General features: G+C 60.1%; 15 protein-coding genes and 1 riboswitch. Of the genes, 11 read left to right on the top strand and 4 right to left on the bottom strand.

Annotated elements, in window-relative coordinates; genetic code table 11:
• The first annotated feature begins 34 nt into the window (after positions 1 to 34).
• The 4 genes from GXP70_RS03375 to GXP70_RS03390 all read left to right on the top strand — a co-directional run bounded on the left by GXP70_RS03375 (position 35) and on the right by GXP70_RS03390 (position 8,739).
• Positions 35 to 1,867 carry a sensor histidine kinase gene (locus GXP70_RS03375; RefSeq protein WP_162355163.1) on the top strand — a complete coding sequence of 611 codons (1,833 nt, stop codon included), beginning with the start codon at positions 35 to 37 and terminating at the stop codon, positions 1,865 to 1,867.
• Entirely contained in the window at positions 1,845 to 3,020 is a 1,176-nt protein-coding gene (locus GXP70_RS03380; RefSeq protein ID WP_162360275.1) for a response regulator, read from the top strand. Before GXP70_RS03375 ends, GXP70_RS03380 begins: the two co-directional genes overlap by 23 nt.
• A 1,478-nt stretch (positions 3,021 to 4,498) precedes the next feature.
• A complete protein-coding gene (locus GXP70_RS03385; protein WP_162355164.1) occupies positions 4,499 to 5,758 on the top strand; it encodes a DUF445 domain-containing protein in 1,260 nt (419 codons plus the stop codon).
• Positions 5,759 to 6,031: 273 nt separating this feature from the next.
• Positions 6,032 to 6,223, top strand: a riboswitch (cyclic di-AMP (ydaO/yuaA leader).
• A gap of 179 nt (positions 6,224 to 6,402) precedes the next feature.
• Positions 6,403 to 8,739, top strand: a complete 2,337-nt coding sequence (locus tag GXP70_RS03390; protein WP_162355165.1) for a histidine kinase — start codon at positions 6,403 to 6,405, stop codon at positions 8,737 to 8,739.
• An 832-nt stretch (positions 8,740 to 9,571) separates the two neighbouring features.
• Here GXP70_RS03390 and GXP70_RS03395 read toward each other — a convergent pair.
• The 3 genes from GXP70_RS03395 to GXP70_RS03405 form a co-directional block, all read right to left on the bottom strand.
• On the bottom strand, positions 9,572 to 9,997 hold the full coding sequence (locus GXP70_RS03395) for a Fur family transcriptional regulator (RefSeq protein WP_162355166.1): 426 nt from the start codon (positions 9,995 to 9,997) through the stop codon (positions 9,572 to 9,574).
• Positions 9,998 to 10,128: 131 nt separating this feature from the next.
• Positions 10,129 to 12,309, bottom strand: a complete 2,181-nt coding sequence (katG, locus tag GXP70_RS03400) for a catalase/peroxidase HPI (protein ID WP_162355167.1) — start codon at positions 12,307 to 12,309, stop codon at positions 10,129 to 10,131.
• Between the two features lie 421 nt (positions 12,310 to 12,730).
• Entirely contained in the window at positions 12,731 to 13,966 is a 1,236-nt protein-coding gene (locus GXP70_RS03405) for an aminopeptidase (RefSeq protein ID WP_162355168.1), read from the bottom strand.
• A 237-nt stretch (positions 13,967 to 14,203) separates the two neighbouring features.
• Here GXP70_RS03405 and GXP70_RS03410 point away from each other — a divergent pair, with 237 nt between their 5' ends.
• The 7 genes from GXP70_RS03410 to GXP70_RS03440 all read left to right on the top strand — a co-directional run bounded on the left by GXP70_RS03410 (position 14,204) and on the right by GXP70_RS03440 (position 22,022).
• Positions 14,204 to 14,554, top strand: coding sequence for an MGMT family protein (locus tag GXP70_RS03410; protein ID WP_162355169.1), 351 nt, complete (start codon positions 14,204 to 14,206; stop codon positions 14,552 to 14,554).
• A gap of 159 nt (positions 14,555 to 14,713) precedes the next feature.
• Complete coding sequence (locus tag GXP70_RS03415) at positions 14,714 to 15,628, top strand: DMT family transporter (protein WP_162355170.1); 915 nt, start codon at positions 14,714 to 14,716, stop codon at positions 15,626 to 15,628.
• A 114-nt stretch (positions 15,629 to 15,742) separates the two neighbouring features.
• The gene (locus tag GXP70_RS03420) at positions 15,743 to 17,485 is read left to right on the top strand and encodes an ABC transporter ATP-binding protein (protein WP_162355171.1); all 1,743 of its coding nucleotides are present in this window, start codon (positions 15,743 to 15,745) and stop codon (positions 17,483 to 17,485) included.
• 70 nt (positions 17,486 to 17,555) lie between these two features.
• Positions 17,556 to 19,367 carry an ABC transporter ATP-binding protein gene (locus GXP70_RS03425; RefSeq protein ID WP_162355172.1) on the top strand — a complete coding sequence of 604 codons (1,812 nt, stop codon included), beginning with the start codon at positions 17,556 to 17,558 and terminating at the stop codon, positions 19,365 to 19,367.
• A 174-nt stretch (positions 19,368 to 19,541) separates the two neighbouring features.
• The gene (locus GXP70_RS03430; protein ID WP_162355173.1) at positions 19,542 to 20,645 is read left to right on the top strand and encodes a phosphotransferase family protein; all 1,104 of its coding nucleotides are present in this window, start codon (positions 19,542 to 19,544) and stop codon (positions 20,643 to 20,645) included.
• 24 nt (positions 20,646 to 20,669) lie between these two features.
• Positions 20,670 to 21,623, top strand: a complete 954-nt coding sequence (locus GXP70_RS03435; protein WP_162355174.1) for a hypothetical protein — start codon at positions 20,670 to 20,672, stop codon at positions 21,621 to 21,623.
• A gap of 48 nt (positions 21,624 to 21,671) precedes the next feature.
• Complete coding sequence (locus GXP70_RS03440) at positions 21,672 to 22,022, top strand: cupin domain-containing protein (protein ID WP_162355175.1); 351 nt, start codon at positions 21,672 to 21,674, stop codon at positions 22,020 to 22,022.
• A gap of 698 nt (positions 22,023 to 22,720) precedes the next feature.
• Here GXP70_RS03440 and GXP70_RS03445 read toward each other — a convergent pair.
• A complete protein-coding gene (locus tag GXP70_RS03445) occupies positions 22,721 to 23,728 on the bottom strand; it encodes an LLM class flavin-dependent oxidoreductase (RefSeq protein ID WP_162355176.1) in 1,008 nt (335 codons plus the stop codon).
• Positions 23,729 to 23,846: the final 118 nt, after the last annotated feature.

The raw sequence follows: 23,846 nt of genomic DNA on the forward strand, positions 1-23,846 counted from the left end.
ACGGGCATGCTTGCACGGAAGGGCGGTAACGGCGGTGACGCGCGGATTTCATTCCATACAATATCGATTGTTCGTGCTCTTCTTGGTCAGCATGTCCGCAATCGTGCTTACAGTCAGCATTCTGTACTATAACCGGACGACGGTGCAATTTCATCAGAAGATCAGCGACCTCTCGAAGCAGAACGTGGCGCAGACGGCAGGCTTGTTCGATCTTCTCTTGAAAGGGTACGACAGCTTGTCGAAATCCGTCATCGGCAATAATGATTTTGCTCGTATTCTGAGCAACCCCACAGTCGACAGCCCTGCTGTCGATTATTTTAATGAGCAGGCCATAACCAATATATTGGCGGCTGCTTTCCTGTCGCAAGAAGACTTGATCGGCATTCATGTCCTTACGGATAAAGGGAAAGTCTACAACTACAGCAACTTCGCCAGCGTCGTCGATCCCATGTACGGCGAGTCGAAGTGGTACGGCGAAATCAAAGCGTCCACCGGCAGCATGGTTTGGCTCGGCGTATTCAATCACTCGATCATCGATCAAGTGGATGACCGCTCCGTCTTCGCATTCGGACGGCCGATCTACGACCTGAACAATCATAAACCCGTCGGTATTATGCTGTTCGAGACCGATCCGCAAGCGATTATGTCAGCCATGGACAATCTGAAGCTTGGCGAACATAGCGAGGTCTACTTGATGTCGGGCGAAGGCGAACTGCTCTCGACGACTTCGGATTCTGCGGATGAGTCGTGGCTGTCGCTGCTGCCGCATCCGCAGGACGGCGTTCCGGTCGTGGAAGAGCATAACAATCAGCTGGTCGTCGCATCGCAGCTTCCTTTCGCCAACTGGACCGTGCTCAGCGTGACGCCCGACCGGGATCTCAACGTAGAGCTGATGGAGACCAAACGGTTTCTGATTATCGTCGGCGCGATTCTCGTCCTCGTCTCCGTGCTGATCGCTACGGTCTTCTCAAGAACGCTCTCGTCGCCGCTCAAGCGGCTCATCAACGAAATGAAGCAGGTCGAGATCGGGAATTTCCGCGGCTCGCTCAATGTGACGTCGTACCGGGAAATCAACAGCTTGGTCGCCTCCTTCAATCAGATGGTCAATCAGATCGCGGACCTGATCGAGCGGGTGAAGGTCGCTTCCGTCAGCGAGAAGAACGCCGAGCTGCAAGCGCTGCAATCGCAGGTGAATCCGCATTTCCTGTATAATACGCTGGACATGATCTATTGGATGCTGGACGAGAAGGGGCATGACCGTCTCGGGGAGGTCGTGCTGTCGCTGTCGCGGCTGTTCCGCTACAGCAGCCATTGGGTCGACGGCGCGGCCGTTACGCTCGGCGAGGAGATCGAACAGATTCAGCACTATTTGACGATTATCGTGACTCGCCTTGAAGGACGGCTGGCCGTCGACGTGGACGTCGACGAAGCGTGGTCGCGCGTTCCCGTGCCCAAAATGACGCTGCAGCCCGTGATCGAGAACGCCGTGAAGTACGGCCTTGAGCCGCTCGTCGACAGACCGGGGGCGCTGCGCGTCTATATCGAGGAAGAAGAGCGCCAGCTGCGCATTATGGTCGCCGATAACGGCGTCGGCATGGAGTCGGAGACGCTCGATGCCCTGAACGCGATGCTGCAACGGGCGAAGGACGACACCGCCCGGGATGTCGACGAGGAATCGGAACGCCGCGAAGGCGGCATCGGCCTTGTTAATTTGCAGCGCCGCCTGCAGCATATGTTCGGCGAATCGTACGGCGTGGAATTGATCAGCACGCGGGATCTGGGAACGACGGCGATCATCACGATCCCGGTCCCGCCGCAGAAGGAAGGGGGCGCTCTGTATGCCTATGAATATCCTTATCGCGGATGACGAGAGCGTCATCCGCGAAGGCGTCAAACGGACGATCAAGCGGGCGTTTCCCGACTATGCGATCCATCTGGCCGGCTCGGCCGAGGAGGCGGTCGGGATCCTGGAGAGCCGGCCGGTCGATATCGTGCTGACGGATATTTTGATGCCGGGCATCAACGGCCTGGAATTCATGAAGATGTCGCGGCGCAAGTTCGCGCATGTGAAATGGGTCGTCATCTCGGCCCATTCCGAATTCGCCTACGCCCAGGAAGCGGTGCGGCTCGGAGCGCGCGACTATCTGTTGAAGCCGATCGGCAAGCAGCGGCTCGTCGAGCTGATGGAACAGCTCGCGCGGGAAACGCAGACGGAGACGGAGCTGTCGCGCGAAGGCGCCATGCTGCGGCAGAACTTGAAGTTTCTGCGCGAGGCGGTGTTTCAGCGGCTCGCTTCCGGGCTTGATATCGGCAACATGGACATCGCGCCGATCTTCGAGAAGTATCCGGACTTCCACCTCGTGATGGCGCATATCGAAGAGGCGGTCAAGCCGGTGCATCTGGAGCATTTCATTATCGAGAACGTGCTGTCCGAGCTGGTGGACCGGTACGGGGACGGCTTCGTCGTCAATTTCGACCGGCAGAGCCTGCTTGCGATCGTTCATTTCCCGAACCCGGCGTCGTTGAACGCGCTGCTCGCGGAGCTGAAGACGCATCTCGGCCATTATTTGAAGCTGCCGTTCCATCTGACGCCGTCCGGCGTCATCACCGATTTCCACCAGATCGCGCAGGAAGTGAAGCGGCTGCGCCAAGCGGCGTCCGTGCCCGGCGCGGAGCGGGGCGAAGGCAGCGGGGACCATGCGATCGAGGTGGCGCTGCAGTACTTGAAGGCGCATTACAACGAGGAGCTGTCGCTGGAGAAGGTGGCGTCCGTCGTGTTCCTGAACCCGATCTACTTCAGCCAGCTGTTCAAGCAGAAGACGGGGCAGGGCTACAAGGACTACGTCATCAGCCTGCGCATCGAGCAGGCGAAGGAGCTGCTGCGGCAGCACGGCCTGAAGCTCGCGGACATCGCGGAGCGGATCGGCTACGGGGACGTCCGGCATTTCACGCAGGTGTTCCGCAAGAAGATGAACGTGACGCCGACGGAGTATCGGCAGATGATCCTTGCGGAGCGGTAGGGGGGCGGCCCCCTGTGGCCCCTTTGTTTTTAATGACAATAAAATTCGACCATGATTAATTCAAACATGATTAATCCAAACATGATTAATCCAAACATGATTAATCCAACCATGATTAATTCAACCTGTTTAATTCAACCTGTTTAATTCAACCATGATTAGTCCAACCTGTTTAATTCAAATTCAAAGGCTTTTCACGACCCCCTAAATCCCCCTTCTCTTAAGGGGGACCCCAGGGACTCCGTCCCTGGACCCGGAATTAGCGTGCCTGCTGCGGGGCCTTCTTCGAAGTTTCGTTTGAGGAGGGTTCGTTTTTCGTCCGCTGGCGCGGACACACTTTACCGTGGGCGTGCTTACGTTCCTTTACGCCTGAAGTTAGTTGAAGAGCTTAGATCAAAAACGTTTCGCACCCCCCTGGGGTCCCCTTTGCCTATGAGGGAGGAGCTCCGCCCCTGGACCCGGAATTAGCGTGCCTGCTGCGGGGCCTTCTTCGCACCTCATCGACGCTAACGAATCGATTCAACGTTATTACCCCTTTTGACCACTTTTCGCATCGTAACGAATCCCAGTGTCGTTATTTGACCAATCCGTCCTAATATAGGAGTGGTTTGTTCCGAATAAGATGTGTGAGATTCATTAGCATGTTCGATCTTTCATTTTGGCTAGTATAAGACCGGTGGGGTTCGTTAGCGTCAGCCTGCGGCTCGTTCGTGCGTTCGCCACAGCACACTGTTCGCTAGCGTCAGCCTGCGGCGTGTTCGCGCGTTCGCAATAGCACACTGTTCTTAGCGTCAGTCTGCGTGCGGCTTGTTCGCACGTTCGCTAACTGCACCCTGTTCGTTAGCGTCAGCCTGCGGCACATTCGTGCGTTCGCCACAGCACCCTGTTCGTTAGCGGCACCTGCGGTGTGTTCGCGCGATCGCAATAGCACCCTGTTCGTTAGCGTCAGTCTGCGGCTTGTTCGTACGTTCGCTAACTGCACCCTGTTCGTTAGCGTCCGCCTGCGGCGTGTTTGCACGTTCGCTAACTGCACCCTGTTCGTTAGCGTCCGCCTGCGGCACATTCGCGCGATCGCCACAGCACCCTGTTCGTTAGCGGCACCTGCGGTGTGTTCGCGCGTTCGCCACAGTACACTGTTCGCTAGCGTCCGCCTGCGGCGTGTTCGCGCGTTCGCAATAGCACACTGTTCGCTAGCGTCAGTCTGCGGCTTGTTCGCACGTTCGCTAACTGCACCATGTTCGTTAGCGCCAGCCGACGGCTTGATGGCGGCAGCCCCGGCAGCTTGTTAGCGTCAACCCGTGGCAGCGAACAGTTCGCTAACGCCAGCGCACTTTTCGGAAATGAAACGACAGCGGAACGCGGCTTCCGATGTAATTTGTCGGTTAGCGCGGTGTTTCCATCAGGGTCTCTGCACAGAGGCTTTGCATCCGGTTCGCTCCTAATGGTATGTTGTAAGGAGCAATCCGAGGAGGAAGATTATGGCCAACGAATCGAAGAAAAACAAGCATTTTGCCAATATATCGCTCGGCGTGATGGCGGCCGGCTTCGCGGCGACCATTCCGTTCCGTTCCGGGGGACTCGGCCTGCTGCATGCGGGCTTCGAGGCCGGCGTCATCGGCGGGCTCGCGGACTGGTTCGCCGTGACGGCGCTGTTCCGCCATCCGCTCGGCATTCCGATTCCGCACACGGCGCTGCTGCCGCGCAACCGGAAGAAGATGTCCGAGGGCATCGTGCGCGTGCTGGAGGAGCGGCTGCTCGCCAAAGAGAGCATGCTCGAGAAGCTGAAGCAGTTCGAGCTGATGGGCCAGCTGCTGCCGGCCGTCCGCGGCGCGCTCCATTCGGCGGTGCACAGCGAGCGCCTGCCGCATCTCCTGGAAGGCGTGATCCGCAGCGCGGACGCGGAGCGGTTCGTGCCGATGCTGGCCGCCGAGATCCAGGCTGCGGCGCGGCGGATCGATCTGGAGGCGGCGCTTCGCGGCTTCTTGCGGAAAGCCGAGGAGAACGGCACGGACGAGCATCTGCTCGACCTGCTGCTGACGCGCGCCGAATCGTGGGTTGCGACGGAAGGGATGCGCCGCGAGCTCGGCAGCGCAGTCATGACGCTGATCAAAGGGCTGAACCTGGGCGGTCTCATGTCGTTCGCGGTCAACGCGTTCATCGGCTACCTGGAAGAGGACAAGCTCGGCACGATGCTGCAATCGTTCATTCTAACGAAGATCCACGAGCTGAAAATCCCGCATTCGCAGCGCCGGTTCATCGTGATGACCAAGCTGCGAGAAGCGCTGGATCACCTGATCACGGAGCTGGCCGCCTCCGGCCGGTTGGACATGATGCGCGACGAGCTGCTGAACGCGTTCGACATCGAAGGGGAGCTGCACAAGCTGGTCGACGTTCTGCGGGAGAAGGGAATCGCCTTCCTGCACGGCGAGGATTTTGCCGCGAGGGCCTGGCCGCTCATCGAAGGCTTGATGAACCGGTTCGAGGAGAACGAAGCGCTGGTCGACGATGCCGAGCAATGGCTGAAGGGCCAGGCCGCAGCGCTTATCGAACGCAATCATGCCCGGATCGGGACGTTCGTGAAGGAGAATCTGGACCGTCTCGACAACGACCAGCTCGTCGAGCTGATCGAAGACAAGGTCGGGCAGGATTTGCAGTGGATCCGCGTGAACGGGGCGCTTTGCGGCTTCCTGATCGGCCTGCTGCTGCGGGGCATCGAGATGGCGACCGGCAACGTCTGAACCCGGGCGGCCGGCGCCGAATGGGGCAAGGAAACAGAGCGGATGCGCGCTGCCGCGTTACGGAAGCGGCGAATGCGGCGTCTGTCCCCTCCGCTGCAGCCCGTTTTTGCGAAAAACAGTCATATAGCGAGGTAGCGGGAGAATGCTGGCGCTCGTCTCGATTGTAAGCGTTATATCTGGCGCCGTTGCCTGCATATGCGATTGGAGTGCGGGCGAAATTCCTTTACAAAAGGCGATGGCAGGCGTAACATACGATTCGTGCAAAAACGTTTGTGACAGAACACGCTGAATTTCTTTACCGAGAAAACGGGGGAACCAATGGCATGTCAAGCGCTCGAAGACGTCTTCGAAGCTTGCGCCTGGGGTGAATCCCGAGCTCGGCGGCCCCGGCCGCCAAGCTTGGGTAGGGCAGCTCTCCAGCCCGAATCCGACAGCTAACCTCGTAAGCGTTCCGAGAGAGGCGACGATTGTGCGTGCAAACATGGACACTTCAGATTCTTGTGCCAAGAAGCCGCGAGAGGCGTTCCTCTAGACAGAGGCCGTTTTTCGCTGGCTTCTTTTTGCTGTCCGCTAATCCGGCGAAGCATAAGTTTCGGGAATAGTTGTAAATTTATAGGTATAGGGCAGGAAAGGGGCTTGTTGTTATGGCCGGCTACCGGCGTAAAACTCCGGAGGAATTGCTATTATCCATTTCTAAAATCCATCGCGGGCGTCTCAAAATTTATATCGGCGCCGTCAGCGGTTCGGGCAAGACCTATCATATGCTGCGCGAGGGCCAGGCGCTCAAGCAGCAGGGGATCGAGGTCGTCGTCTGCGCCGTATCGACGATGCGCCGTCCGGAAACGGTCGAGCAGCTGGCGGATTTGGAACGTATTCCGAGCATCCATTGGATGAAGGGCGACGTGGAGAAGAAGGATTTGAATTTGGATGCGATCGTGAAACGCAATCCGGAAGTATTGCTGGTGGATTCGCTGGCGCACGAGAACCGTCCGGACGCGAAGTTTCCGACCCGGCGCGAGGATATCCGCTATTTGCTGAGCCTCGGCATCAGCGTCATTACGACGGTCAACGTCTACGAGCTTGAAGGCGTGACGGAGCAGGCGCAGAAGCTGACCGGCATTTCGCCGGAATGCACGGTGCCCGTCGATTTGCTGGAGCTCGCGGACGAGGTGCGGCTGATCGACGTATCGCCGGAGACGATTTTGAACCGGCTGAACGAAGGCCGGCTGAACAACGTGAAGGACCCCGAGCTGCTGAAGCGGGGGAACGTCGGCAAGCTGCGGGAGCTGACGCTGCGCCTGATGGCGGAGGGCGTGAACGAGTCGCTGGAGAAATACCGCGAAGAACAGGGCTTCATCGGGCCCTCCGGGGCGTCCGAGCGCATCCTGGTCGCGGCGCAGTACCATATTAACGGCTCGATCTACATCCGGCGCGGGCAGCAGATCGCCAAGCGGCTGGGCGGCGATCTGCAGGTGGTTGTCTTCACGGATACGAGCCAGGAGCCGACGAAGGAACGGGAAGCGTTCAAGAAGTCGATTCTGAAGCTGGTCGAGAAGGTCGGCGCGGGCTTCCGCGAGATCGCTGTCGACAGCCGCAAGCAGGTGCCGCGCGCGCTCATCCGCTACGCCATGCTCATTAACGCGACCCGCATCGTCATGGGTCACTCCAAGCAGACGCGCTCGGAAGAGCTGCGGCAGGGCTCCATCGCCCGCAGCCTGCTTAAGCAGACGCGCAACATCGACGTCTTCTTCATGGCCGACCGCGCGGAGCATGACGGGGAGCGGGTGCTGCCGGTGAAGCGGGCCGTGCCGAAGCCGGCTTCCGAGCCGTACCGCCGTCTGAGCGAACAGGAAGTCGAGAAGAAGATCGAGAGCATCCGGCGCGGCACGTTCAAGGTGTATGTCGGCGCGGCTCCCGGCGCGGGCAAGACGTATATGATGCTGCGCGAAGGCAATGATTTGCTGCGCAAGGATATCGACGTCGTCATTGGCTATGTCGATGCGCATGGCCGGGCGGATACGGAGGCGCAGATCGGTAAGCTGACGTCGATTCCGCGCATCGCCCTGGGCGGGCACGGAGCCGAAGAGATGGACGTCGCCGCCGTTATCGCGCGCAATCCCGAGGTGGTGCTGATCGACGAGCTGGCGCATATCAATGCGCCGGGCAGCCGGAACAAGCACCGTTACGAGGATATCCGCGAGATTCTCGATGCCGGCATCTCGGTCATTTCGACGATGAACGTGCAGCATTTGGAGAGCTTGAAGGATGCCGTGGAGCAGATCACCTGCACGACCGTCACCGAGACGGTGCCCGACCAGTTCCTTCGCCTCGCGGACGAGATGGAGCTGATCGACGTGGCGCCGAGCGCGCTGCAGCAGCGGCTGCGGGACGGCCAGATCTACAAGGCCGAGGACGTGGAAGGCGCCCTTGCCGGCTTCTTCAAGACCGGCAATCTGATCGCGCTGCGCGAGCTTGCGCTGCGGGAGATCGCCGACGACGTGGATGAGCGGCTGGAGGCGTGGGAACGCCACGGTTCGCTGCGCGGCCCTTGGCGCCGGCACGAATCGATCTTCGTCGCGGTGACGACGGGCAAGAACGCCGAGCGCCTCATCCGCCGCGGCTTCCGCATCGCCCACCGTTTGAAAGCCGAATGGCATGTGCATTACGTGCGCCCCGAAGGGGAGCGCTCGGCGGGCTGCGACCAGCGGATCGGCGAGATCAAGGCGTTGACCGATCGGCTCGGCGGGACGTTCGAAGTGCAGTCGGGCGTATCCGCGAACCATATCCCGGACGCGCTGCTGGCGAAAGCGAACGAGCTGAAGAGCACGCAGATGATCCTGGGGCAGTCGGGCCGCGGCTTCTGGAGCCGGCTCAAGCAGAAGCCGGTCATCGATACGATTTTGCGCGAAGGGCGCCACATGGATGTCCTGGTCGTGGCGGATTTCAATCCGAATATCGCGCTCGGGGAAGAAGAAGAGTAGCCGATATCGTTCATGTTCATATCGAAGATACGATTCGCGATCGGACACGGACGTCCGGCTGGCAGCAAGCACACTGCGGGCCGGGCGTTTCTATTGTCGTACGGCATACGCGGAGCAAATCAAAAGGCACCTGAGAGGGTGCCTTAAACACTGTTGAGAACCATACGCTGCTTCGAGCAGGCTCGTGGCAAACCGCGTCCTGGAGCATGGACGGATCCTGTTGGCGCTTCGCCGGCGTGGCATGGATAGCTGTTACCGTTTCGAACCCAGCCGGCTTCATGGCGGCTGGTTCACGGTGCGTCCGTCGATGCAAGAGAGTGGACAGGAGATCCGTTATTCGCTGCTTTATCACGTTTTTTCGAGTGCTGGCGGACAAGAGATCCGTTATATCAGCTGATTCACATGTTCTCGGTACCATCCGGGCACATTAGCGGATCCTGTGTCCGTTCGCTACCCCAAATAGCCTGATTTCGCCAAAAAAACGGAACCTCTGTCCGCCAGTCTTGGAGGGGGGAACTATTGCTATCAATAGATGCGACATATGCGGGTCGAACATTCTCAACAGTCTAAGGCACCCGAGAGGGGGCCTTTGCTGTCGGCATATGCTAGTGCCGTATGCTTGTATAATGCTCGAGCCGTCCGCCCGAATCGTCCACCCGAGCCGTCCGCCTGAGCGATCCGCAGATCCGTCCGCCCGAATCGTCCGCCCGAGCCATCCGCCGAGCCGTATGCCCGATCCGTCCGTCCGAGTCGTCCACCTCAATTTTGCCCGAATTGTTTGGATATCGTTTATGCCGTTAAGCTTGTAACGTACCGCCGATGCGGGGGGACGTTATTCTCTGCACATCGCGCATACGCCGTAGAACTCGACCCGGCAGCCGTCGACCTGAAACCTGCCATGATCCGTGCCGGCGGCCATCAGCGATTCGCGATTATCCGGCTCCAAGTTGAATAGGCGGCCGCAAAGCCGGCAACGAAAATGCCAATGGTCCGTTTCGGCCAATTCGAAGCGGCTGGACTTGCTGCCGTTCGCGAGCTCTCTGGCGATGCCGATCTCGATGAGCAGCTTGAGCGTGCTATAGACGGTCGTCGGACTGACATGCGGGAATTTCCCGACCATCGCCTCGTAAATGCGGTCGGCAGTCGGATGCGGCAATTCGAGCAGAAGCTCGACGACTTGTATGCGCTGGGGGGTTATGCGCAAGCCTTCTTCTTTCATTCTGGCTACGATCGATTCCTTGCTCCATATGACCGCCATCGGTTCCCCTCTTTAATAAACAAAGAGCGGTATTTGGAGGAATACCGCTCTTTGCTTCATCTGTTCGGTTCGCGCATTCGGTTCACGCATTCGGTTCGTGCTTTCGGTTCGCGCGGCCCTGCCCGAGCGCCTTAGTTCAAGTCGTAGCGATCCGCGTTCATGACCTTCACCCAAGCGGCGATGAAGTCCCGGACAAACTTCTCCCGGTTGTCTTCCTGCGCATATACTTCCGCGATGGAGCGCAGCACGGAGTTCGAGCCGAACACCAGGTCGACGATCGTTGCCGTACGCACGACCTCGCCGGTCTTGCGGTCGCGGCCTTCGTATACGCCGCCTTCCACGGGCTTCCACTGGATGCCCATATCGAGCAGGTTCACGAAGAAGTCGTTCGTCAGCACGCCCACGCGATCCGTGAACACGCCATGCTTGGTATCGCCGAAGTTGGTGCCCAGGACGCGCATGCCGCCGATCAGCGCCGTCATTTCCGGCGCCGTAAGGCCGAGCAGCTGCGCTTTGTCCACGAGCAGCTCCGCCGCGCTTACGCGGTACTGCTGCTTCTGGTAGTTGCGGAATCCGTCGGCAGCCGGCTCGAGCACCGCGAAGCTTTCGACGTCGGTCTGTTCCTGAACGGCGTCGCCGCGGCCTGCAGTGAAAGGAACCGTGACGTCATAGCCCGCGTCTTTTGCCGCTTGCTCGATGGCCGCGCTGCCGCCGAGCACGATCAGATCGGCCAAGCTTACGTTCGTGCCGGAAGCGGCTTGAATGCCTTCCAGGGCGGCCAGCACGTTCGCGAGCCGCCGCGGCTGGTTCGCTTCCCAGTCCTTCTGCGGAGCAAGGCGGATTCGCGCGCCGTTCGCGCCGCCGCGCATGTCGGAGCCGCGGAAGGTACTTGCCGATGCCCAAGCCGTCGTCACCAGCTCGCTGACGGAAAGCCCGGAATCGAGAATTTGCGTCTTCAGCGCTTCGACTTCGGCATCCGTCAAAGCGGCGTTTCCGGCCGGGATCGGATCCTGCCAGATCAGCACCTCGGCAGGCACCTCCGGACCGAGGTATCTTGCGCGCGGACCCATGTCGCGATGCGTCAGCTTGAACCATGCGCGCGCGAAGGCGTCCGCGAATTCCTCCGGATGCTCGTAGTAGCGGCGGGAAATTTGCTCGTACGCCGGATCTGCGCGCAGCGCCATGTCCGCGGTCGTCATGATCGTCGGGATCCGAATGGATGCATCTTCCGCATCCGGCGCAAGATGCTCCTCCGCAGGATTGATCGGCGTCCACTGATGCGCGCCGGCCGGACTCTTCGTCAGCTGCCATTCATAGCCGAGCAGCAGCTCGAAGAAGCCGTTGTCCCATTGCGTCGGATTCGCCGTCCAGGCGCCTTCGATGCCGCTCGTGATCGTATCGCGGCCTTTGCCGCTGCCGTGCGCGCTCAGCCAGCCCAAGCCCAGCGCCTCGACCGGCGCGCCTTCCGGCTCGGCGCCGACAAGCGCGGCATCGCCGGCGCCATGGGCTTTGCCGAACGTGTGGCCGCCGGCTACGAGCGCGACGGTTTCTTCGTCGTCCATGCCCATGCGCTTGAACGTTTCGCGAATGTCGCGAGCGCTTGCAAGCGGGTCAGGCTTGCCGTTCGGGCCTTCCGGATTGACGTAGATCAGGCCCATCTGCACCGCGGCAAGCGGGTTCTCGAGATTGCGGTCGCCCGTGTAGCGCTTATCGCCCAGCCATTCGGTCTCGACGCCCCAATAGATATCCTCTTCGGGATGCCATACGTCTTCGCGGCCGCCGCCGAAGCCGAAGGTTCTGCCGCCCATGGATTCGATCGCGACATTGCCCGCCAGCACGAACAGGTCGGCCCAGGAAATTCGATTGCCGTACTTCTGCTTGATCGGCCATAGCAGCCGGCGCGCTTTATCGAGGTTGCCGTTGTCGGGCCAGCTATTGAGAGGAGCGAACCGCTGGGTGCCGGTTCCGGCTCCGCCGCGGCCGTCGCCGGTACGGTACGTGCCCGCCGAGTGCCAGGCCATGCGAATGAAGAACGGGCCGTAGTGACCAAAATCGGCCGGCCACCAGTCTTGGCTGTCCGTCATCAGGGTACGAAGATCCTGCTTCAGCGCATGATAGTCGAGCTGGGCGAACGCCTCGGCGTAGTTAAAGTCCTCATCCATCGGATTCGACTTGCGGTCGTGCTGGTGGAGGATGTTCAGATTCAGCTGGTTCGGCCACCAGGTCTTGTTCGTCGTGCCGCTGGAAGCGGGACTCGTCGAGCTGCCGTGATGGAACGGGCACTTGCCGGCATTGGCATTCGTCATATCCATTGCGTTCACTCCTTATATTATTTATTAAATAATAATAATTCTAAATACAGTTATACGATGATCCGCCGCGGAATGCAATCCCCTTTTATTTGCTATTTTCAGAATCATGCCGGAATACCTGAATGTTTCCTTCCGATTCCGGCTGTACTTAGGGCCGTCTCTCTTCTCAATTTATGCAGCGGCCGGAACATGTAGAAACCGTTTTCGCTTCATAGAAGAATAAGTTCCGTCCAAGAAGAATACGTTCCGTCGGTCCGTCATCGGGCGCAATCCCGCGCCCTATCGTCTATATCGGCTTACGAATAGCCATCCGGGAGAGCTATAGCCCGTTGTCCTTTAACGTCGTTTCTAAAATAACAAATAACAAAGCCGGGCCGTCCATTCAAGGACTGCCCGGCTTGATTCATGGCTATGCGAGAATCTAGATCACCCAGTTGCCGCCGCGCATCAGCGGCTCGGCCGTGCCGTCGGCGCGGATTCCGTCGATGTCGAGCTCGGCGGAGCCGATCATGAAGTCGACGTGCACGAGGCTCGTATTGAGGCCTGCGGCGATTTGCTGCTCCTCGTTCATTTCCTTGCCGCCCTCGATGCAGAACGCGTACGCTTTGCCGATGGCCAGGTGGCAGGATGCGTTCTCGTCGAACAGCGTGTTGTAGAAAATAATGTTCGTGTCCGAAATCGGCGAGCGATGCGGCACGAGCGCGACTTCCCCGAGGAACGCGGAGCCTTCGTCGGTGCCGACCAGGTTCTTGAGCACCTCAAGCCCTTCTTCCGCCTGAACGTCGACGATCTTGCCGTCCTTGAAGGTCAGGGAGAAGTCCTTGATCAGGTTGCCGCCGTAGCTGAGCGGCTTCGTGCTCGAGACGACGCCGTTCGTGCCGCTTCGCAGCGGCGCGGTGAACACTTCCTCCGTCGGCATGTTCGCGACGAAAATATCGCCCTTCGCGTTCTCGCTGCCCGCGCTGATCCAAATATGGCCGGGCGCCAGCTCCAGCGTCAGATCCGTGCCGGGACCGGTGTAGCGGAGCGCGAAATATTTCTTCTCGTTCAGGAAGGAAGCCTTCGTATCCAGCGTCTCGATATGCGTCTTCCACGAAGCGACCGGATCCGGCTCGTTGATGCGCGTCGCCGCGAAGATCGCGTCCCAGAGCGCGTCTTCCTGCTGCTCGGAGGCCACGTCCGGGAATACTTTCGCCGCCCAGTCCGGAGACGGCACGGCGACGATCGACCAGCTGACCTTATCCGACATCGTGTAGGAACGCCATGTCTTCAGCGCGATGCCCGCCGCTTTGTTGGCATTGGCGATCCGCTCCGGCTTGATGCCCTTGAGCAGGTCGGGGTTGGCCGCGATGATGCTCAGGAACGCCGCGTTGTCCTTGGCCATGTCCTCCCAGCCTTGCGCCCGCCACTGCGGGTACTCCAGGAACGCTTCGTCCGGAGCGAGCTCGTATTTCGTACGCGTCACCACATCGTCGTTCCATTCGACATGCACGTTCTTGGCACCGACTTCATAGGCCTTCTTCACGACCATCCGCACGAACGGCGCGGACGAGATGCCGGCCGTCACGACCAGCGTTTGGCCGGGCTGTACGTTGACGCCGACCTCGACGGCAAGCGCCGCATAGCGCTCAAGCTTCTTTTCAAAATCATTGATCATGGAATAACACTCCTTACTCATGGATAGTCCTAGTTTAACATATTAGAGGGTCAAACTCTAAAGCACGGGGCGGAGTAAAAAGGCTTCGGAGGCGTTGCGGCAATCCGGCGAAGGGATGCGGAGCCAGGCTGAAATTTTACGAACATATTTTCGCATAAATGTGCCATTTACAGGAAGATTGCGTTATACTAGGAGGATATCCGGCCTTGAGGCCGCATGACGAAGGAGGTTGCAGCGGTGACGCCTTTTACGGCAGACGTATTGAACATCATTCGCGGCATCCCGCGCGGCCGCGTCATGACCTACGGCGGAATCGCGGGGCAGGCGGGCAGTCCGCGCGCCGCAAGACAGGTGGTGCGCATCCTCCATTCCATGAGCGGGAAGTACGAGCTTCCGTGGCACCGCGTCATTAACGCCAAAGGCGAAATCGCCATCGGCAGCGACGAAGGGCGGTTCATGCAGCGGGCGCTGCTCGAGGAGGAAGGCGTCTACGTCAACCCGGCGGGCGTCGTCGACCTCGCGGAATACGGGTTCGAGCCGGACCGGCGGACCGCGGGCGATCCGATGCCTGAGGAACGGCGCGACTGAACATTGGATAATGGCATGAATGATTGCATGACTAATGGATTGCATGACTAATGGATTGAATGACTAATGAACTGAATGATTGATGGATTGAATAATTGATGCACCGAATGATTCATGGAATGCATGACAGAAGGATAGCAAGAGAAAGAAGGATGGCCTGTGCCCAGAACCGTATACGTCGCGCTGCTTGGTTTAAGTCTCATCTGGGGCGGATCGTTTTATTTTATCAAAATGCTGCTGCACGACTTCGGGCCGTGGTCGATCGCTTGTCTGCGCTCAACCTGCGGGCTGCTCGTCGTGCTGCTCATCATGCTCGCGTTCCGCAAACCGTTCGGCTTCCGCACGATCCCGTGGGGCGCGATGTTCGTCATGGCCGCGATCAATACGGCGCTGCCCTGGACGCTGATCGCGTTCAGCGAGGAACGGATTCCGAGCGGCATGGCATCCATCCTGAACGCGACGACGCCGATATGGACGGTGCTTATCGGCATGCTCTTCTTCCGCGGCCGCTCCGGCCGGATGCAGTGGATCGGCCTCGGCATCGCCACGGCCGGCCTGCTCGTGCTGCTCGGCATTAAGCCCGGCGCGCTGCTGTCGGTGGACGGCATCGGCTTTGCCGGCATGATGGGCGCCGCCTGCTGTTACGGCATCGGCTCGCAGCTGTCGAAGCGGCTGTCGGTGCGCGGCTGCACCATGTACCAAATTACATACGGCACGCTGCTCAGCAGTGCGGCATTGAGCGGTGTCTTTGCGTTGACGACGGAATCGATGTCGTTGCCGAAGCTGACCTCGATGACCAATTTGCCGATGATCGCCGGGCTCGGCTTGTTCGGTTCCGGGTTTGCCTACATCTTGTTCTACTACATGGTGGAGAAGGGGAGCGCCGAATTCGCTTCCATGGTTACGTACCTGGTGCCCTCGACCGCCTTGATCTGGGGCTACGCGCTGCTTGACGAGACGATCAAGTGGAATATGCTCGCCGGGCTCGTCATCATTCTGGCCGGCGTGTTTCTGGCGGGGCGCAGGGCCCCGCGGCGGATCGCGCGGCAGGAGCTGCGGCGCAATCCGCGGTAATTCCGGTGGTAAGAAAGGCCGGCAGCAGGACCAAGCGGTAAGAGCGGCTGCCGGAACGGAGTGGAAAGGCAGTCAAGAGCTGAGCCCGCAAGGGCAGGGGAGTGGGGATAAGACGTGTCATTCGTTACGCGGCTGCAATGGTTTTTCAAGACCCGATGGCTTCACTATTCGGTGGCCATCGGTTTAATGACGGCGGTCAGCCTTCTGCAGACGATACCGCCCAAAATGATCGGCAACACCATCGACAATATTCAGAAAAGCAATCTGACGGCTTCGGAGCTGAGCCAAACGGCGCTGCTGCTGGTCGGTTTGGCGCTGCTGATGTACGTGCTCGTCTACGTGTGGATCACGACGCTATACGGCAACTCCGTCCTGCTGGAGAAGCTCCTCCGGGGACGGTTCATGGCCCATCTGACGCGGATGACGCCGGGCTTCTTCCAGCGCAACAGCACGGGGCAGCTGATGGCGCTGGCCACCAACGACATTCTCGCCATCGGCAACACGGCCGGCTACGGCGTCATGACGCTCGTCAACACGGTGGTCGGCGCCTCCGTCGTCATCGTTACGATGATCTCGCTGATCGACTACAGGCTTATGCTGGCCGCGCTTGTTCCGCTGCCGCTGCTCGCCGTCGTCATCAGCTTCCTCGGCCGCAAGGTGAGGGCGCGATTCCTCGCCGCCCAAGACGCGTTCGGCAAGATGAACGACCATGCGCTGGAGTCGATTTCCGGCATCCGCGTCCTGCGCTCCTACGTGCAGGAGAACGAGGATCTTGCCGCATTCGACCGCGTGACGAGCGGCGTCATGGACCGCAACCGGGAAGTGTCGCTGATTAACGCGCTCTTCCAGCCGCTCATCTCGCTGATCGTCGGCGTCAGCTATTCCATCGGCATTGAATACGGCTCTTATTTGGTGTTCCAGGACGAAATTTCGCTGGGCCAGCTGATTTCGTTCAATATTTATCTGGGCATGCTCATTTGGCCGATGATTTCGTTCGGGGAGTTCATTAACGTGCTCCAGCGCGGAAACGCTTCCGCGGACCGCGTGGAGAAGTCGTTCCTGCAGCAGCCCGACGTTATCGATCCCGGTCAGCCCAAGCGCGTGGACATTCCGGCGAGCATCGAGATGCGCGGGCTTACGTTCACGTATCCGACGGCCGAGCATCCGAGCCTGCGGCAGATCTCGTTCACGCTGGAGCGCGGGGGAACGCTCGGCATCGTCGGGCGCACGGGGAGCGGCAAAAGCACGTTGATCAAGCAGCTGCTGCGGCAGTATCCGCTTGCGGAGGAGCAGCTGTTCATCTCGGGCGTGCCCGTGGAAGCGATCGCGATCGACCAGGTAAGGCGCTGGGTCGCGTACGTGCCGCAGGAGCATCTGCTGCTGTCCAAGTCGATCCGGGACAATATCGCGCTCGGCAGGGAAGACGCGGCGGACGGCGAAATCGCCAAAGCGGTCGAGATGGCCTCGTTCGCACCCGATATCGCGATCATGCCGGAAGGCATGGGCACGATCGTCGGCGAGAACGGCGTCATGCTCTCCGGCGGGCAGAAGCAGCGGCTCGCGATCGCGCGGGCGCTCCTGATGGACGCGGAGATTCTGGCGATGGACGATTCGTTGTCGGCCGTCGACGCGCGGACCGAGAGCCGGATCCTGCAAAATATCCGCAAGGAACGCGCGGGCAAAACGACCTTCATCACGACGCACCGGTTGTCCGCCGTCAGCCACGCCGACTGGATCCTCGTCCTCGACGAAGGCCGCGTGATCGAAGAAGGCACGCATGAGCAATTGATGCATTTCGGCGGCTGGTACAGGAAGCAGTGGGACCGCCAGCAGATGGAAGCCGGGCTGGAGGACTAACGCGGATGCCCTTGGCACGTCAACCATTTACACGCCTAACGAGGCGAATTCGTCAGGAGGTCATTGAGCGATGAAGTCATCCACGACGGCCAGGCTGTTCCGCTATGCGCTCGTCTACAAATACCGCATTATCGCGGCCATGCTCATTCTGTGCTGCGCCGTCGGCGCCGAGCTCGGCGGCCCGTACATTGCCAAGACGATCATCGACAAGCATTTGTCCGCCGGCGACAAGGACATCGGCGCCGTGCTTGGGCTTCTGGGGCTGTACATCGGCCTGCTGTTGACCGCAGGCGCCTGCAATTTCACGCAGTCCTATATGCTTCAAGCGACGGCGCTGCGCATCATCAAGAATATGCGGATGGACTTGATGCAGCATATCTCGCGCATTCCCGTCCGGTATTTCGATAACACGCCGATCGGGCAGGTCGTCTCGCGCATCGCCAATGACACGGAGGCGATCCGCGACCTGTTCATGAGCTTCATGGCGACGTTCGTCGTCAGCCTCGTGCAACTGACCGGGATTTACGTGGCGCTGTTCATTCTGGACGCGCGGCTGGCGCTGATCACCTTGCTGCTGCCTCCTCTCTTTGTAGCGATCATGTACGTGCACCTGAAATATTCTCAAGTGTATATCGCCATCATGCGCGCCCGTCTGAGCGACATGAACGCGATGTTCAACGAGACGATCAACGTCATGCCGGTTATTCAGGCGTTTCGCCGGGAGAAGGCGACGACCTTGGAATTCGAGACGCTCAATCACGACAGGTACATCAACCAGGTGAAGCAGTTCCGGGTGTTCTCCATGTCCTCCCGGAATATCGTCGGCACGATCGGCGGGCTGCTCACGGCCCTGGTAATCTGGTATTTCGGCCACGAATCGCTGACGAAGGCGGCGATCTCGTTCGGCGTGTTCTATGCGTTCATCGATTACTTGGGCCGCCTCTTCAATCCGATCATCGGCATCTTCGATCAGCTGACGAATGCGCAGCGGGCGTTCGTATCCGCGGATAAGGTATTCGCGATCATGGACCTCGAAGGTACGGATGTCGAAGAAGCAAAAGGCGCGCCGCGCCCCGATGGCATCGTGAAGTTCGACAACGTCACCTTCGCCTACAAGGACGGCGAGAACGTGCTGAAGGGCATTTCGTTCGAGGCGCGCAAAGGCGAGACGCTGGCGCTAGTCGGCCATACCGGCTCCGGCAAGAGCTCGATCATGAACCTGCTGCTCGGCTTCTACGAGCCGCAGCAAGGCATCATCTCCATCGACGGCCGGGATATCCGGACCTACTCGAAGCAGGAGCTCCGCAAGCATATGGGCATCGTGCTGCAGGATCCGTTCCTATTCGCCGGCGACATCAAGTTCAACGTCAGCCTTTATAATAAGAACATTACCATCGACCGCGTGAAGAGCGCGCTGCGCGAGGTCGGCGCAGCCTCGTTCATCGAGCAGCTGCCGAACGGCTACGACGAGCAGGTTGTCGAGCGCGGCAGCACGCTGTCGTCGGGGCAGCGGCAGCTCATCTCGTTCGCCCGCGCGCTGGCGTTCGATCCGTCGATTCTGATACTCGACGAAGCGACGGCAAGCATCGACAGCGAGACGGAGGGGCTGATTCAGCAGGCGCTCAAGGTCGTCAGCGAAGGACGGACGACGCTTGTGATCGCGCACCGGTTGTCGACGATCCGCGAGGCGGATCAGATACTCGTGCTGCATCGGGGCGAGATCGTGGAGCGCGGCAATCACCGCGAGCTGATGGAATTGCAAGGCCGCTACTACAAGATGTACCAGCTGCAGACGGGAGAAGGGGCGGCAAGGACGGCCGGCGATTCGGCGCAGCATAGCGGGGGCTTGCCGCGAGCGAGCGGCGTACCGAGCCCCTTGTAGCATGCGGAGCGCAGAAACCCGGAAAGTCATTGAAAGAACATTGAAGGAACAATAAAGGAACATTAAAGGAACATCGAAGGAACATTGAAACAACACGGAAAGGCGGTGAAGCCGATTTCTCCAAGCTTTCACCGTGATGGGATACATGACGGCGGCAAAGGAGCGGGGCAGACGATGATAAGCGGATTGGTAAACCAGGACGGCACGTTGAATGAACGACTGATCGAGAGGCGCGAGACGCTCTATACGGGCATGAACGGACAGCGCGTGGAGCGGCTGTACCTCGCTTCCGGCGGACAGGTGATCCTGAAGCCGCTGACCAATGACAGCCAGCTTGGCCGGGAAGCGTGGGTGTACGCGCATGTGCTGCCGTCCTTCCCGCCGATCTATCCCCGCTTGCTGGCGGCGTGTTCGGGAAGAGGGCCTGCGGAGGAAGCGGCGGTCACATCGGTCTCTGCCGCGTCCTCGGCAGCGGCGACTTCCGCCGATAACGGAACGGCTGCGGGCAGCTGGTGTCTTTTCGAGGATTTGGGACCGCTCGCGCATCGGTTCGACGTAAGCGCGGCCGAGGCGCTGATACCGATGATCGCGCGGTGGCATGCGCTGCCCGCGGAGGAGCTGCGGGATGCGCCGCTGCTTGGGCCGAAGCCGATGATCGATGTGCTGCTGCACACCGTGCTTCGGCGGGAGGAGGAGCTGCGGGAAGCCTTGACCGGCATTCCTTCCGGCAGCGAGCTGCTGCACCGGGTGCTTGAACCGCTGCGCGGCGGCGGCCGGCTGCCCGATGACTGGAGCAGCCGGGTGCTGTCCCACGGCGACCTGCACTTGGGCAACTACGGCTCCGTCAACGGCACAGTGAAGGTGCTGGACTGGGAGCATGTTCATCTGAACAGCCCGTTCTGGGATCTCTATCACGTGCTGGACTTGTCGCATCCGGTATTTCCGAAGACGATGACGGCCGAGACGAGGGAACTTCTGCTTGACCGCTATATTGCGGCAGCGCAATCGCAATCGGCCTCGCAGCCGGCGCTTGGCCGAGCGGATACGGAGTCGGAAGCGGAACGCGGCGGCGGTATAGCGGCAGCCGGCGACTTCAAGCGAAGCTACGCGAGATTCGCCGCCGTCTTCTCGCTCTGGATGCTGCTGCTGATCGAGCAAGATCTGGCGGCGCTTCGGACGGCTGCGGCGCTTCCGGCCAAATGGTCGCCGGAGCAGCTGCGCCGGCAGCGACAGGAGACGCTCGACAGCTTCGTTCAATGTGCGGGCAGACTGGAATAGACGATTACGAAGGGAGTCCTGCCCATGAAGCCTGAGTCTCCATCCTCATCTCCATCTGGCCTCGCACGCGTTCTTGGCCGCTTGGCTGCGCCGGATCTGGCGCGGCTGTTATCGGAAGAACTGTCCGGCAGCGAGCTCAATACGCTGCTGCTGGAGGTGTTTCGCGGGCGAACGGATGCTTCGTCCGCCGCCGATCTGTTCAAGCGCTACAGGGAGAATCGGTTTGTACACCCGGCGGGCGCCGACCCGGTCGTCCTGAAGCAGCTGGAGCTGGATATCCTCCGGATCGCCTCGCGCCACGGCGTCGAGCCTGTCCAGCTGTCGCCGGTCGCGCCGCTCGGCACGGCATCGATCATGGCGACGGTCGATCAGAATAAAGTAATCTCCGCCCTGCGGGGGACGGAGGTCGTATCGGATGCGACCAATCTGCTGGCGCTGCATGCCTGCGATTCGATCCGCGGCGGCGCGGAGCCGCGCAAGCGGGAGGGACGCTTGCGGCTTTGCACGACGCACAGGCATATCCGTGCCCAGCATTTCGGCAACGCGCCGGGGATGCTGCCGCATTTTCACTTGTTCTGCATGGTCACCGCAGGGGCGGATACCGGCAGTTACGGATTCGAGATGCAGGCGTTCCGGGAGCATATCGACGTGTACCGGGCGATATTCCGCGAGCGGTTCGATGCGAGTATCGAAGTCATTCTCAGCGTGCGCCCCGGTTACCGGGATGCGGAAGGACTCGTGGCCCGGATTGCCGCGGATATCGAGGCGAGCGGCAGCGGCGTGAAGCTGTCGCTGGGCGCGGCGAATACCGACAATCGCTATTACGCGGGCATGCAATTTACGATTAGGACGATGATTGCGGGCAAGGAGCATGATATCGGCGACGGGGGTTTCGTCGATTGGAGCCAGCAGCTGCTCGGCAGCAAGAAGGAACGTCTGCTCATCAGCGCGATCGGGCTTGACCGGCTGCTGCCGTAAGCGGGGCGTCCCGGCTGTCGGCGGATTCCAGGACGAAGGAGGATAAAGATGAAGAAGAAAAATTTCCTGACGGCGGCGCTTGAGCCGCTGGACCATTGTCATGAAGGCACAGGCACGCTGCGCCACATCACGTTGTTCGATGCGTCCGAGTTCGAGAGCCAGCTGCGGTTTCTCAATTATACGGTGCTGCCTCCCGGCACGTCGATCGGCCTCCATAAACACGCGCAGGACGAGGAAGTGTACGTCATCCTGGAAGGAACGGGCACGATGACGGTCGACGGCGAATCGACGCCGGTGAAGCCGGGAGACGTGTTCGTCAATCGCCCTTGGGGCGAGCACGGGCTTGTGAACGATTCGGAGGAAGAGCTGCGCATTCTCGTGTTCGAGGCGGGTTTCTAGAACGAATTGCTCTCCTATCCCGAGCGTATCCTGATCGCGTTACCCCAGCGCGGAATGCTCGGTTAAACAGGAAAGCCGCCTTAGGCAAGGCGGCTTCAGGCTGTCGAGAAAGTTCATCGCCGCCTATGTCGCATGTGCGAAAAGGAAAGCATCCCCCAATAAGACTAGCTGACGGACAGAGGTTCCGCTATTGGGGCGAAATCGGGCTATTGCGGCAGCGAACGGACACAGGATCCGTTAAGATCCCCGAATGACATCGAAAACAGGCTAATCAGCCGATATAACGGATCTCCTGTCCGCGAGCACACGGAAACACGTGATAAAGAAACGATTAACGGATCTCCTGTCCACCTCCTTGCATCATCGGACGCGCCGTGAGCCAGCCGTCATGAAGCCGGCTGGCTCGCAACGGTACCGGCAGTCCATGACACGCGGGCGAAGCGCCGACAGGATCCGTTCGTGCTCCAGGGCGCGGATTATTGCTACGAGCCTGCTCGAAGCTGCGCATCGTTCTCAACAATCTGGGGCTGTCCCAAAAGCCGGATTCTGATTGTTGGAGTCTCATTTAGAACCGAATTTCTTCGCGAAAAGGACCTCTTCCTCCACTTGGCAGTGGTAGTTGAGGTCCTTTCGCGTAATAAACGCGATGTTCCCATGGCCTGCGATCGTTTGCGGGACAGCACCTTTGCTTGGGTACATTAACGTATATTTCCGGCTTCCGCAATGATCTCGTACGAATGCAGCCGTGCCTGATGATCATAGATTTGCGAGGTGACGATGAGCTCGTCGGCCATCGTGTCGGCGATGATCTGCTGCAGACGGGCCTGCACCGTTGCGCGGCTGCCGGCGACGCCGAACTGGAACTTGGACTGCAGCGCGTCGCGCTCATGCGGCTGCCAGAGATCGTCCATGTTGTCGACCGGCGGCTTCAGCTTGCCCGGACGCCCGCGAATGAGGCTCAGGAATTGCTGCTGCTGCGACGTGGCCAAGCGTTTCGCCTCTTCGTCGGTATCGGCGGCCACGATGTTGACGCCGATCATGACATATGGCTTATCGAGCGCCGGCGACGGGCGGAAGCTGCTGCGGTACAGATGAATGGCCGGCATCAGATACTCCGGCGCAAAATGGCTCGCGAACGAGAACGGCAGGCCAAGCTCGCCCGCCAGCTTCGCGCTGAAGCCGCTGGAGCCGAGCAGCCAGATCGGAACGCTCAGCCCTTCGCCGGGCGTCGCCCGCACCGGGCGGTATTCGTCCTCCGGCGGATTGAAATAGCCCCTTAGCTCGGCCAGCAGCTCGGGGAAGTCCTGTCCGTGCGTCGCCAGGTCGCGGCGCAAGGCGCGGGCGGTCGTCTGGTCGGAGCCCGGCGCGCGGCCGAGGCCGAGATCGATCCGGCCGGGATACATCGACTCCAGCGTGCCGAACTGTTCCGCGATGACGAGCGGCGCGTGGTTCGGCAGCATGATGCCGCCGGAACCGACGCGGATCCGCTTCGTGCCGCCGGCGACGTAGCCGATGACGACGGAGGTGGCGGAGCTGGCGATGCCCGCCATGTTATGGTGCTCGGCCAGCCAGTAGCGGTTATAGCCGAGGCGGTCGGCCAACTGCGCCAATTCGAGCGTGCGGCGGAAGGATTCGGCAGGCGTGCCGCCCTCCACGACAGGCGCGAGATCAAGAACGGCGAGCGGTATCGTGCGTATATCGGTCATCGGAAAACCTCCTGTACTTGTAACGAATGAGACGGCGCGGATGCATTCGGTATCGGAACGCGTGACGTGTACGATGTTCTACCTTACATATTATGATGGAGATACACTTAAATATCAA

The organism is Paenibacillus lycopersici (genome assembly GCF_010119935.1).
GTDB lineage: Bacteria > Bacillota > Bacilli > Paenibacillales > Paenibacillaceae > Paenibacillus_Z > Paenibacillus_Z lycopersici.